Below are 13722 nucleotides of genomic sequence, written 5' to 3'. Positions count from 1 at the left end.
TGCTAATGGTCAAGTGATTAAATGTGCCAAGGTAGAATACGAGATGTTTCAGGACAATGAAAGAAAAGTTATGATAAAAAGTTTAAGGACAAAGGAAGGCATCCGCCTACTAAGGGATAATTATATCGGACGCTTGGCATTTATATCCCAAGGAAATCCTTACGTTGTTCCGATTACCTATTATTACGACGAAACCAGCAATAGTATCCTGGGATATTCTGCTGAAGGACATAAAATGAATGCTATGCGGGAAAACCGATCGGTATCATTAGAAGTAGATGAAATAAGTTCCGTAAATAATTGGCGATCTATCTTGGCACACGGTGTTTTTGAAGAATTGCAGGGAAGCGAGGCCAAATTTCTCCTGCATCGGTTTGCCCAAGGTGTCAAAAATATTATCCTCCGTAAGGAGAAAATAATTCCCCAATCCATTAGTGAATTTTCAAGTAAACTGAATTCACCTAAAACCCCTATAGTCTTTCGAATCAGAATAGTTGAAATTACAGGAAAACAAAGGAAACCATAATCTATTTACGAATATGACATAAACCATTGTTGGTTTTAGATACGAACTATGAACCCAAAGTCATTTATACTTTTTAAGGAAGCGAAAGAATGAATGGCTTATTAAAAGATTTGACGATGAAAAAATATTATTACAACGAAGAACAGGAATCTTATGATGCGATTGTTGTAGGCACTGGCATCAGTGGTGGCTGGGCCGCCAAGGAACTATGTGAGAAGGGTCTTAAGACCCTGGTTTTGGAGCGTGGAAGAATGGTGCGCCATATCACGGACTATCCCACGGCTTACAAAGATCCTTGGGATTTTCCGAACGGAGGGGAGCCGACACAGGAAGACCTTAAAAAACAACCAAAACAAAATCGAACAGGTTACACGACCAATGCGGCAAGTGCACTTTGGTTCGTGAACGACCTGGAACATCCCTACAACGAAATCAAACGTTTTGACTGGATGCGGGGCTACCACGTGGGAGGGTGCTCCATCATGTGGGGGCGACATAGTTACCGTTGGAGCGATATCGATTTTACAGCCAACCGGCGAGAGGGAATCGCAGTGGATTGGCCCGTTAGATATAAGGATATCGCCCCTTGGTACGATAAAGTAGAAACCTTCATCGGGGTATCGGGGGAAAACCTGGGGTTGAAACAATTGCCTGATGGCCAGTTTTTACCGATGATGGAACTCAATTGTGTCGAACAACGTTTTCGGGAAAAGGTAAGTGAGAATTTCGATGGCCGAGTGGTGACGGCAGGAAGGGTGGCCAATATCACTGGAACCAAAAAATTCGAAGGGCGGCAGCATTGCATGTTCCGAAACCGCTGTATACGTGGTTGCCCATTTGGGGCGTACTTTAGCAGTAATTCCTCGACCCTGCCCGCCGCCGAACGAACAGGAAACCTAACGCTAAGACCCGATTCCATAGTACATGAAGTCATGTACGACCCCGATACCAAACGGGCCACCGGCGTAAAGGTCATCGATAGGGTGACCAGGGAAGCGTATGAATTCAACGCCAAAGTAATTTTCCTATGCGCCTCGGCTATTGCCTCGACATCAATATTGATGCAATCAAAATCCGATCGCTTCCCCAACGGTATGGGTAACGATTCCGATCAGTTGGGAAGGAACATTATGGACCATCATTTGGGAGTGGGTGCACAGGGCAAGTTTGACGGACTTGAAGACAAATATTATAAGGGGAGAAAACCGAATGGGGTATATATCCCACGTTTTAGAAACCTTGGTGGTGATTCCGACCGCAAAGACTATAAGCGAGGTTTTGGCTATCAAGGTAGTGCCGGAAGGGGCAATTGGGACGATGCCGTTGCCGAACTATCTTTCGGGAAAGAGCTAAAAGAGTCCATCTTAAAACCCGGTGGATGGACCATGGGCATTGGGGGCTTCGGCGAAGTGCTTCCGTACGAAGAAAACAGGATGACCTTGGATTATGATAAATTGGACGGTTGGGGGCTACCCACGGTAACTTTCGATGCCGAATTCAAGGAGAATGAATGGGCCATGCGGAAGGATATGAAGGAATCAGCCGTCGAAATGCTCGAAAAAGCCGGGCTGCGCGATGTGCAGCCTTTTGACAATCCCGGGGCCCTGGGCCTTGGAATCCACGAAATGGGCACCGCCCGTATGGGAAGGGACAAAAGGACATCGGTACTCAACGGAAACAATCAAGTTCATGATGTTCCCAATGTATATGTAACGGATGGTGCGTTCATGACTTCCGCGGCATGTGTAAACCCGTCACTGACCTATATGGCCTTTACGGCAAGGGCGGCAGACCATGCGGCAAAAGAACTTAAAAAAGGAAACATATAATGGATAGAAGAAAAGCACTTAAGAATATGGGGCTGGCCTTGGGATATTCCGTGGCCACCCCGACATTGATAGGTATGGTCCAAAGCTGCAAAAACGATAGGTCACTGGAATGGACCCCGGTTTTCCTTACCCCGGATGAAGGAGAGGCACTGACAAAATTGGTGGATATTATCCTTCCGAAAACGGATTCCCCCTCAGCCTCGGAAGTTCAGGTACACTTGTTCATTGACAAGTTCATTGATCAAGTAATGGAAAAGGAACAACAGGATTTTGTGAAAATGTCCATGGGCCAATTCTTGGAAAAAGCCTTGAAGGATGCCGGAAAGGAAAAAGCGCGCAATCTCACTTCAGAAGATTTGGAGCCGGTACTCGCCGAAGCCCTGAAAGTGACCAAGGAAGATGAGGTGAAAAACTTCGAGGCCATAGAGCAATACCATGAAGCCATTGCCGAAGGAAAAGAGCCCTTGTTGGACGATGGTATCTCACGCTTTGCATTTGCCAACAACCTTAGAGGCCTCACTATTTGGGGTTACAAGATTTCGGAATATGTAGGCGAGGAAGTACTGGCCTATCTCCCCATTCCGGCAGAATATATTCCATGTGAGGATGCACAAAAACTTACCGGAAGTATAGCATGGTCCTTATAAACAATCGCCCTGTTTCAAAACAGCTTCAAACAATTTGAAATTACAAAAACAATAACAATGACAGATTTAACAACTAGCGCGATCGGGCGTGTCCTCAGGAACAATTATCTCGGCCACTTGGCCTATCTATGGCAAGGGAAGCCCTATGTGATTCCCATTACCTATTATTTTGACCCTACGGACAATACGATCATTAGCTATACCTCGGAAGGCCATAAAATCGATGCGATGCGAAAAAACAACTCGGTCACCGTACAGGTCGAAGAAATACAATCGATGTTCAACTGGGAATCGGCCATGGTGCACGGAACATTCGAAGAACTTGAAGGAAGCGTTGCCAAGCAAAAATTGCACCTATTTACCGAAGGTGTCAAGAGCATTATTCGTAGAAAAGAACGGAGAGAGGTCGAGTTCATCAATGAATTTTCAAGTAAGATATACTCCAGGGGCATTCCAATTGTTTACCGTATTAAAATACAGGAAGTTATCGGAAAACGAAGGGAAACGTAAAGATGAAATCAGTAATTATGATAGAACTGTAAGACAATTTAAAAAGATAAAAATGGCAAAACCGGATACCCGTATTGGGCCCCTTTACAGGTGCGATAATTGCCAGTTTAATTTATTTGTATTTAAAATAATAGATGCTGCTATAGAGAAGAATCTTAATTCCTTTTAAAGATGATGTTATTGCTTAACGAGCTTCTGTATTTTATTAAAACGTCGCTTTGCGACAACCCGAAAATTCAATTTTAACCTTTTTTAACTTCACAAGAATTATGAATACTATAAATAAAATCCTTGTTCCATTTGATTTATCCCCGGCATCGGAACGTGCTTTACAATATGCACTTCATTTTATAACCCAAAATGATTCTCCAGAAATCATAAGCCTATATGCTTCCAGTACATCGGATGATGACGTATTGAAAGAAGTATTACAAGAAAAGATTTCAGCGATAAAGAAACAATTTCCTTATACATCAAAATCCAATATCGAATTAGTAATACGAAAAGGATTATTGGTCGATAGTATGTTGAAAGAACAAAAAGAGAACGACATAGATCTCATTATTATGGGAACTAAAGGTAGTGCTGAGGATGAAGAAAGTACCTTCACCAATACTTCACGACTTGTTTTAGAAGCGGATTGTCCTGTCTTGGTAGTCCCGGAAAAAGTCGGAGAGTTTCAAGTTGGTAAGATTGCTTTGGTATTAGGTAAAGATGAAATTGATGACCCTACTGCTTTAGGGACATTATTGGAAATCGCAAGAAGGTTTGACGCTCAAGTTCATGTATTGACGATTTGTAATGAAGACGGTACTTACGGGTATTCGGTAACCGACGAGAAAAACGAAAATACAATCAGCTATTACTTGGAGAAGTTTTATTCCCATCACATGTTTATGGAAAACACAGATGTGACCGACGGTATTTTTGATTATGTAAATAAAAAGGAGATAGATATGATAGCGATACTGCCTTCTAACCATTCCAAAAAGAATCGGCCCTCTGAAGGCAGACTCACCAAGTTCCTGACATTGCGTTCGCAAATACCTTTACTGACTTTGGATTGATAGGTGCTTCACCTAGGATTACGCTACCGTTAAAATTTAAAATACAACTATGTAAATCAATAAGAGGTCTTTTATACTATGGTTTTTTTTCATGATAATGCTCATGTTTATGCTGACCTCGCATTTTTAACTTTATAAAAACTTTTAAAAATTACACCTATGGAAATACTATCGAAAGCACCAAAAAATAATGACCTTGAAAAATATGGGTTAAAAGATGTTACTACATTTTGGAACCTTTCCCCGGAGACATTGCAAAAACTCACTGTAGAACAGGGAATGGGAAAAGAAACTGCAAACGGCACACTAGCTGTCAATACCGGTAAATTTACGGGCAGATCCCCGAAAGATCGCTTTTTAGTTGATGACGATTATACAAAAGACAAAGTCTGGTGGGGGCGTACGAATAAACCAATTACTCCAGATAATTTTAGTAAACTATACCATGAAGTGACCAATTATCTATCTGGAAAGTCAATATACATTCATGATGGGTATGTATGTGCCGATCCAAAATACCGAATGAATGTTAGAACCATTACAGAATACCCCTGGTCCAACTTTTTCGTTAATAACATGTTTCTTCGATTGGCAGAAAGTGAAATTGCAGATTTTGAAGAAGAATGGTTGGTACTTTGCGCCCCTGGATATGAAGCTCAAGATCCCGCAGCTTTTGGGCTTCGTCAAGGGAATTTCTCCATACTTGATTTCACGCGCAAAATAGCTTTGGTGGGAGGATCTGCGTATACTGGTGAAATGAAAAAAGGTGTTTTTTCGGCATTAAACCTTATTTTACCAATAGAGAAGAATGTACTCCCAATGCATTGTTCCGCAAATGTAGGTGAAGATGGGGAAACGGCTATTTTCTTTGGATTATCCGGTACCGGAAAAACAACACTATCTGCCGATCCTAAACGTAGGTTGATCGGTGATGATGAACATGGCTGGACAGCTGAGAATACAATATTCAATTTTGAAGGAGGATGCTATGCAAAGGTGATCGACCTTACCGAAGAAAAAGAACCTGATATTTTCCGTGCGATACGTCCGGGTGCTATTCTCGAGAATGTTGTATTCAAAGAAGGAAGCAAAGAAGTGGATTATGAAAATAGTAGTATTACTCAAAATACACGAGTGAGCTATCCTATTGATCATATCGACAATATTGCGGTCCCTTCTTATGCAAAAAACCCTAAAAACATATTCTTTCTAACCGCTGATGCTTTTGGCGTTTTACCTCCAATATCAAAATTAACACCGGCACAGGCGGCCTATCATTTTATATCGGGGTATACCGCAAAAGTCGCGGGTACGGAAGCAGGGATTGTAGAGCCTGTTCCATCGTTCTCCGCTTGTTTTGGGGAGCCTTTTATGCCATTGCACCCCACGGTATATGCAGAGATGCTGAGCAAAAAAATGACCGAAGCCAACGTAAATGTTTGGTTGGTCAATACCGGTTGGTCCGGTGGGCCTTACGGCGTTGGATCCCGCATAAAACTTAAATATACACGAGCTATGATATCAGCGGCAATGGAAGGTGAGCTTAATGATATTGATTATGAGCAACATCCAATTTTTGGGTTGCATATGCCAAAATATGTCCCTGGTGTTCCCTCTGAAATGTTGGACCCTATAAATACTTGGTTGCAGAAAGGGGCCTATGTTAGCAAATCCATTCAGTTAGCACATTCTTTTCATTTAAATTTTGACAAGTTTATCAATCAAGCTTCCAATGAAATTTTACACGGAGGGCCGCTGATCGACGCACATCAGATTTTAGATCATATTTAATCGGAACGAATTCCTCGAGGCTCTACGGGGTTTACGTTAAAATTATCGTTCATATCAAAGCAGGAATCAAAATAACAGAATTTTGATTTCTTTTAATTAAAATGAAACCGGCAAATACCTCTATGGCCGTGCCACGAGAATAGTCGGTTTCAAAAATAACTTTTATTCGAAAAACGTTGAATAGCTGTAATCCATTTATAGGACCAGTCAATTTAAAAAATAAGAGATATGGCCGTAAATAAATTGTTTTTTAGGAAAACAATTATCGCAGGAACCGGGCTTTTCTTGTGCTTATTTTTAATTGTACACCTTTCTGCAAATTGGATTCTATTACTGCCTGAGGAAACAGCACGCGAACTGTACAATTCGTACGCTACCACATTGCGGGAGAACCTTTTCATTAAGTCGATATCCTATATTCTGTATGCTTTTATCGTATTGCATGTAATCTATGCTTTGCTCATCACAATACATAATAGAAAAGCCAAACCACAGAAATATGTGGTCAATCATTTTTTGCAAAATAGTACGTGGACCTCTCAAAATATGGGACTTATCGGGACGATGATCTTACTTTTTATCGTAGTCCATCTTGCTAATTTTTGGGTACGTGTAAAACTAGGAATGGGTGAAATTATAGAACTGGATGCTATAGGTAATTTAGATGTATATGAAGTAACCTTTTCGCTGTTTCACAATATTTACTATGTAATTTTTTATACGATTTTAATGATTCCACTAGGACTTCATCTAAATCACGGACTTAAAAGTGCATTCAAAACACTCGGGTTTTATCATAAAAAAGGATTGCGGATTTCGGCGAAAGTTTCCCTCATATATGCAGTTATAATCTCCATCGGATTTGGGGTTATTCCATTTTTTGTATATCTCAAATAACTCATTAAGATGAAATTAGATTCAAAAATCCCGGAAGGAAGACTCGAAGACAAGTGGCGTAATTACCAGATAAAAGCGCAATTGATCAACCCTGCCAATAAAAAGAAACTAAATGTTATCGTTGTAGGGTCAGGGCTTTCTGGAGCTGGAGCTGCCGCTACACTTGCCGAATTAGGCTATGACGTGCAATGTTTTTGTTATCAAGATTCTGCCCGTAGAGCGCATTCCGTTGCTGCCCAAGGAGGTATCAATGCCGCAAAAAATTACCAACATGATGGCGATAGCGTTTGGAGGATGTTTTATGATACATTGAAAGGAGGTGATTTCAGGTCACGAGAAGCCAATACCTATAGATTGGCCGAGCTTTCTGCACCCCTTATTGATCATTTTGTGCAACAAGGCGTTCCTTTTGCCAGGGAATATGGTGGTGTATTGGTAAATCGAAGTTTTGGGGGCGTACAAGTACAACGAACCTTTTATGCCAGAGGGCAAACAGGGCAACAATTATTACTTGCCGCATATTCGCAGCTGTATAAAATGATACGTGCCAAGAAAGTAAAAATGTTTCCACGCAGTGAAATGATCGATTTAGTGGTCATCGACGGAAAAGCAAAAGGGATCATTGTTCGTGATCTAGTTACAGGTGAACTGAAACGCTATGTTGCAGATGCAATTGTATTGGCAACTGGTGGCTATTCTCGTGTTTTTAGATTATCTACACTTGCCATTGGATGTAACGGTAGTGCGATTTGGAAAGCCCATAAAAGAGGAGCCTTTTTTGCAGCGCCTAGTTTTACGCAAATTCACCCGACTGCATTACCTCAAACCAGTGAGGCACAATCCAAACTTACCTTAATGTCAGAATCCCTTAGAAATGACGGGCGTATTTGGGTGCCTAAAAAAAAGGAAGACATCAGGAAAGCAAATGATATACCGGAAAAAGAACGGGATTATTACTTAGAACGCCGCTATCCGAGTTTTGGGAATTTAGCACCTCGTGACATTGCATCAAGAGCTGCAAAAGAACGCATCGATGCCGGATACGGTGTGGGAAGATTAAAAAATGCCGTCTACTTAGATTTCAGGCACGCAATCGATAAATTAGGTATTCAAACTATAAAAGATCGTTATGAAAATCTCTTCGGCATGTATAAAAAAATCACGGGGATTGATGCGTATAAAGAACCCATGCAAATTTCACCTGCCGCGCATTTCTCCATGGGCGGGTTGTGGGTAGATTATGAATTAATGACTACCATCCCTGGACTATATGCAGTGGGAGAATGTAATTTTTCCGATCATGGTGCCAATCGTCTGGGAGCAAATTCATTATTGCAGGCCAGTATCGATGGTTATTTTATATTACCGAATACGATCAATAATTATCTGGCAGGTGCTTTAGAAGAAGATATTCCGACCACCGACCATATCGAATTTGAAAAGGCCGAAAAGGAAGTACGGGTTATCATAGACCGAGTTTTGAATATCAATGGCACCAAAACTGTAGACCATTTCCATAGAGAATTAGGGAAAGTCATGTGGCAAGAATGTGCAATGAGCCGTAATAAAAAGGGGTTGGAAAAAGCGATACTCCAAATAAAAACGTTAAAGGATGAATTCTGGAGTGATGTAAAAGTTACGGGAAGCGGTAATGAACTTAATACCGAACTAGAAAAAGCCCTGCGACTGGCCGATTTTATGGAGATGGGAATTTTAATGTGTACAGATGCACTAGAACGTGAAGAGTCGTGTGGAGCACATTTTAGGGAAGAATTTCAAACCGAAGATGGTGAAGCTGTACGTGTAGATGAAAACTATTCCTATGTGTCTGCCTGGGAGTACGATGAAGGTGATTTTAAATTACACAAAGAAGAACTAGAATTTGAATTTGTACAACCTTCGGTAAGAAGTTATAAATGACATATAATGAAAGTTACATTTAAAATTTGGAGACAAGAGAACCGGAATACCAAAGGAGCAATAAAAGAATACAAGGTAGATGGGTTAACAGAAGATATGTCCTTTTTAGAAGCATTGGATCACTTAAACGAATTGCTCGTTCTTAAAAACGAAAAAGTTATCGCATACGAGTATGACTGTAGGGAAGGTATCTGCGGGCAATGTGGTGTTTTTATAAATGGTCGTGCTCACGGTCCACACGATAATATCACAACATGCCAACTGCACATGCGCAGTTTTAAAGATGGGGATACTATTGTTGTAGAACCATGGAGGGCTGCTTCTTTTCCGGTACTAAAAGATTTGATCGTAGATCGTTCTGCATTTGACCGAATCATGGAACAAGGGGGATATATAACCGCAAAAACAGGGACTGCACCAGAGGCCAATGCCATTCTTATTCCTAAAGAGGTATCCGACAGTGCTATGGATGTCGCGGCCTGTATTGGATGCGGTGCTTGTGTAGCTACCTGTAAGAACGCGTCCGCGGCCTTATTTGCATCGGCTAAAATCAACCATCTTAACAACTTGCCGCAAGGACATCCTGAAGCGCACAAACGAGTACAGGAAATGACCTATCAAATGGAACTGGAAGGATTTGGCAGTTGTTCCTTTACAGGTGCTTGTGAGGTAGAATGTCCAGAGGGGATTTCAATAACCAACATAGCAGAGATGTATGCTAAATATACAAAGGCAAAATTATTTGGCTAAATTGAATCAACAACTTCCGAGCAAACCCGCGAGATATCCTAAAAATTGCCCGCTCCCCGATGGAGAAGGAAATCATCATTAGCAGGTTATTGGCGGTACTTGATCCTAGCAAAATAGGAATCAAAATCCGTAGTCTTAAAAAATGATTACGACAGATCCATGGGGGAAAAATGGAGGGAAGCACGAACGCAACATCAACGATGGAATAGAACTATTACGCAATTTAAAAAAATATAAAATGGGAAAATTGATATTGGTAAGACATGGAAAAAGTGAGTGGAACCTAAAAAATATATTTACAGGATGGACGGATATCGACCTTGCCGCGGAAGGCATTGAAGAAGCCAAAAATGCGGGTGAGATTTTGAAACGCAATACTATTGAAATAGATATATGTTTTTCCTCCTACCTAAAACGCGCCATCCGCACGGCTTGGATTTTATTGGAAACGGCCGAACAGATGCACGTGGACACCCGTTACCATTGGAAACTGAACGAACGGCACTACGGGGATTGGCAGGGTAAGAATAAGGAAGAGGTGCGCAATTCGATAGGGGAAGATTACTTTTTGAATGTTCGAAGGGGATATGACACGCCGCCCCCGATTCTATCCAAGGAAGATGAGCGAAATCCGAAATTTGATCCGAAATATAGCCGGGTAAATCCCTCTGTGCTGCCCTTGGGCGAATCATTAAAGGATACCTCGAAAAGGGTCGTCAATTACTTTTTTGAGGCAATTGCGGCCCAATTGGCAAAGGATAGGACTATACTTATCTCCGCACACGGAAATTCATTGCGCGCCTTGATAGCGCATCTAGAACATATTTCGACTCTCGATATTGAAAAAGTGGAAGTTAATACTGGGGTTCCTCATCTCTATGAATTTGATGGCAATCTGAACATATTGAATCATCACCGATTAAAATAGGGAAACAACTACTTTAGAAATCCTTAAAATAATCAGAATGATCGCTCTTAAAATAATTCAAAAAGCTGCAAGAGCACTATGGCGGTAAGAACAAACTGAGATGTTAAGTTATGCTAAAACAAACAATTTACAAATTATCAATTTCCTTGATGGTTATATGGGGATGTAACGACGATGACCAAAGTCCAGAACAGGTTAATCTGTTATTTACTGAAGATAATCTTGCAGGAGATTGGAAAAGGATGGCCGAATTTAAAGGGCGGCCCAATGATTCATTGGGATTGTCGGAACCAACAGAAGATCTATTTGCCCAATTCGAAAATTGCCGAAAAGATGATATAATCCGATATGTCAAGGCAACACAGCAAGAAGGAAACACTTATTTCTGGGGAATCGGGGAAGTGGCATGTCATAACCAGATAGCCAACTCATTTATAGAAATTGGCACTTGGACTATTCAGGAATCAGGGGAATTAAACCGCTTTTATTCGGATGTTAGCGAACCCTATATCGTAGTCTTATTAACGGGTAAACAATTGCGTATTCGAAAAGAATCGGGTACAAAAGAACCGGAAGGTAAGTTTTATGAATTTACTGAATATGTGCGGTCGAAATAGTGTCCAAAACTGAGGGAAAAGACGTAACCAAAGGACACTATCCCAACAAGTGTGTAAGTTTAGACTAACAGGGGTTTGACTTTTATTTAAAGTCGGATCCTTTTTTCATAGATTGCAAGGAACTGGTTCAGGATGATGCATCGTCCTGATGGGCATCTACCATTTCTTGGTGGCCTCCCTTGTGACCAAATATTCGGATTTCATTACCGCGTCGTCGGTCGGGAAGGAGAGCTTGTTCTTGGTGTACCTCCTGATCTTTCGGTTGAGGTTCTCGATAAGGTTGGTGGTATAGATAATCTTCTGTATCTCCAAGGGCAACTCGAAGAACACGGTAAGTTCGTCCCAGTTCTCCCTCCAGCTCTTGATTGCATAGGGGTTTGCCTACCGTTTATTGGCGAAGCTCTCCAAGGGAGCTTTTCATTGGGGGCGTTGTATTTTGTCACTTGCCCATATACTGTACGGCACATTCAAGGGCGGATCTGGCCGTTTTTGAAAAATCGAAAAGAACGAGAATGGTCGCGATTTTCTTCATGATCCACACTTTTTAATGGTTCAGGAAAAAATAGTCAGTGACTTTTGCAGAAAATATGACAATTATCATGTCATGGGAAAATAGGTCTTTTTAGTATTGTGTTCGAGAAAGAAAACTTCATTTTAGCGCAGGAATTTTCAATGGATATAGGGTCTATATGCCTTCTTTAAATTTTAGGTTTTGAAGGGGTTACGATTTCGGAAAGATTTAAAAACGTATGGTAAAATGCTTTCTTTTGATTTGGACTAAGACCCTTTTGGATGCATTGCCCTTATGGGTTTTTGGAAAAGTAATCGAACTCCTATTCCCGAACGCGATGAACCGCCATAAATGAAGCCTACCATGTTCTTCCACCCTTTTCGATTCATTTGGCCCAATGGGATTTTTGTATTGGCTTCCCTGCTTCTTATCACGGCGAAACTTTCAGGGCAAACCACTCAAACAATCGAATCGGAAACCCGAACGCTCCAATTCTACCTGAAAGACGATAAGACCCGTTGGTTCGCTTTCCATACCTATGCCCAACTGTGGACACGACTGAACGATAACAATCCGGGAAGCCTTGTTTCCGAAGAGCTTCAAGACCGAACCTTTGATATTTCGGTACGGCGATTCCGGTTGGGCTTTCAGGCGCAGCTTAGCGAAAGACTTTTGATCTATTCACAACTGGGCATCAACAACCTCAATTATTTATCGCCGCGCGGCACATCGTTGGACCTTTTGGATGCCTATGCAGAATATTCCTTTTCGCGATCGATATCCATTGGTGCGGGAAAAACGGCTTGGACGGGACTTTCAAGATACTCCGCCCCCAATACTTCAAAACTGCTTTCCTACGATCTTGTATTGCTCGCCCTGCCAACGGATGACGAAACCGACGATCTTATTCGAAAGCTGAGTATATATGCCAAAGGAAAACTGGGCCAACTGGATTATCGGTTGGTGGCCTCCAAACCTTTTTCTCCGGGCAATAGTCCCAATTTTGACGGGGAGCTGACAGAAAATGTAGCCAAGTTCAACGATAAGAGCAATGAGGGTGTTTATTCCAGCTATCTAAAATGGGAATTCCTAGACGCCGAACCGAACGACATTCCATTTTCCGACGGTACCTACCTCGGCAAAAAGAACGTATTGAGTATTGGTATAGGAGCGGAGTTTCAAAATGATGCACTGTCATCCTTACAAAGCGGAAGGGAACAAGACCACGATATGATGCTATGGGCCGTAGATATCTTTTTGGATAAACCTATCGACACCAAAAAGAATACGGTACTGACAGCCTATTTGGGCTACTATAATTACGATTTTGGACCCAACTATATTCGGAATACCGGCGCGAACAACCCTATAAAAGAAGTCGATGCCAACCTTGCCTCGTTCAACGGGCCGGGAAATGCCTTTCCCGTAGTGGGCACGGGAAGCTCTTTTTTCGGCCAGGCGGGATATTTATTTCCAAAAATGGGCAATAGCGAAGACCGTGGGCAATTACAGCCCTACGTATCTCTTCAATACTCCAATTTCGAACGACTGAAAAACCCTATGTTTTATTATGATATTGGAATCAATTGGTTGCTCAAGGGGCATCTTTCCAAGTTTTCCCTCAATCTTCAGAACCGTCCCATTTTTCAATCGACCGCACAAGGACTCGAACCGAATGATCGAAACTGGTCGGCGGTACTGCAATATATCATACGATTGGAATGAGACC

Annotated in this window: 12 protein-coding genes and 1 pseudogene; 12 read left to right on the top strand and 1 reads right to left on the bottom strand. The window is 41.6% G+C overall.

Annotation, left to right across the window (positions count from 1 at the left end):
* The first annotated feature begins 70 nt into the window (after window positions 1–70).
* The 11 genes from GTK07_RS16920 to GTK07_RS16870 all read left to right on the top strand — a co-directional run bounded on the left by GTK07_RS16920 (window position 71) and on the right by GTK07_RS16870 (window position 11482).
* Window positions 71–526, top strand: coding sequence for a pyridoxamine 5'-phosphate oxidase family protein (locus tag GTK07_RS16920; RefSeq protein WP_119648724.1), 456 nt, complete (start codon window positions 71–73; stop codon window positions 524–526).
* 116 nt (window positions 527–642) lie between these two features.
* Entirely contained in the window at window positions 643–2355 is a 1713-nt protein-coding gene (locus GTK07_RS16915) for a GMC oxidoreductase (protein ID WP_163636402.1), read from the top strand.
* Window positions 2355–3002: a gluconate 2-dehydrogenase subunit 3 family protein gene (locus tag GTK07_RS16910; RefSeq protein ID WP_163636401.1), complete on the top strand. Its 648-nt coding sequence runs from the start codon at window positions 2355–2357 to the stop codon at window positions 3000–3002. Before GTK07_RS16915 ends, GTK07_RS16910 begins: the two co-directional genes overlap by 1 nt.
* A gap of 57 nt (window positions 3003–3059) precedes the next feature.
* Window positions 3060–3512 (top strand): pyridoxamine 5'-phosphate oxidase family protein, encoded by a 453-nt coding sequence (locus GTK07_RS16905; RefSeq protein ID WP_163636400.1) that lies wholly within the window; start codon window positions 3060–3062, stop codon window positions 3510–3512.
* 218 nt (window positions 3513–3730) lie between these two features.
* The gene (locus GTK07_RS16900; RefSeq protein ID WP_163636399.1) at window positions 3731–4579 is read left to right on the top strand and encodes a universal stress protein; all 849 of its coding nucleotides are present in this window, start codon (window positions 3731–3733) and stop codon (window positions 4577–4579) included.
* Window positions 4580–4738: 159 nt separating this feature from the next.
* A complete protein-coding gene (pckA, locus tag GTK07_RS16895; protein WP_163636398.1) occupies window positions 4739–6370 on the top strand; it encodes a phosphoenolpyruvate carboxykinase (ATP) in 1632 nt (543 codons plus the stop codon).
* Window positions 6371–6598: 228 nt separating this feature from the next.
* On the top strand, window positions 6599–7267 hold the full coding sequence (locus GTK07_RS16890; RefSeq protein ID WP_163636397.1) for a succinate dehydrogenase cytochrome b subunit: 669 nt from the start codon (window positions 6599–6601) through the stop codon (window positions 7265–7267).
* 9 nt (window positions 7268–7276) lie between these two features.
* Window positions 7277–9187 (top strand): fumarate reductase/succinate dehydrogenase flavoprotein subunit, encoded by a 1911-nt coding sequence (locus tag GTK07_RS16885; RefSeq protein WP_119648654.1) that lies wholly within the window; start codon window positions 7277–7279, stop codon window positions 9185–9187.
* Between the two features lie 6 nt (window positions 9188–9193).
* Complete coding sequence (locus tag GTK07_RS16880) at window positions 9194–9937, top strand: succinate dehydrogenase/fumarate reductase iron-sulfur subunit (protein ID WP_163636396.1); 744 nt, start codon at window positions 9194–9196, stop codon at window positions 9935–9937.
* A 142-nt stretch (window positions 9938–10079) separates the two neighbouring features.
* A complete protein-coding gene (locus GTK07_RS16875; RefSeq protein ID WP_235932907.1) occupies window positions 10080–10865 on the top strand; it encodes a 2,3-bisphosphoglycerate-dependent phosphoglycerate mutase in 786 nt (261 codons plus the stop codon).
* Between the two features lie 110 nt (window positions 10866–10975).
* Entirely contained in the window at window positions 10976–11482 is a 507-nt protein-coding gene (locus tag GTK07_RS16870; RefSeq protein WP_163636395.1) for a hypothetical protein, read from the top strand.
* Between the two features lie 86 nt (window positions 11483–11568).
* Here the strand turns inward: GTK07_RS16870 and GTK07_RS16865 are convergent.
* Window positions 11569–11854, bottom strand: a pseudogene (locus GTK07_RS16865) (transposase); the annotation flags it as partial.
* Between the two features lie 490 nt (window positions 11855–12344).
* Here GTK07_RS16865 and GTK07_RS16860 point away from each other — a divergent pair.
* Window positions 12345–13718, top strand: a complete 1374-nt coding sequence (locus GTK07_RS16860; protein ID WP_163636394.1) for a hypothetical protein — start codon at window positions 12345–12347, stop codon at window positions 13716–13718.
* Window positions 13719–13722 lie beyond the last annotated feature (4 nt).

The organism is Flagellimonas sediminis, assembly GCF_010500845.1.
GTDB lineage: Bacteria > Bacteroidota > Bacteroidia > Flavobacteriales > Flavobacteriaceae > Flagellimonas > Flagellimonas sediminis.
The sequence above is the reverse complement of the archived record's forward strand: the minus strand, read 5'-3'. Positions and strand labels throughout refer to the sequence as shown.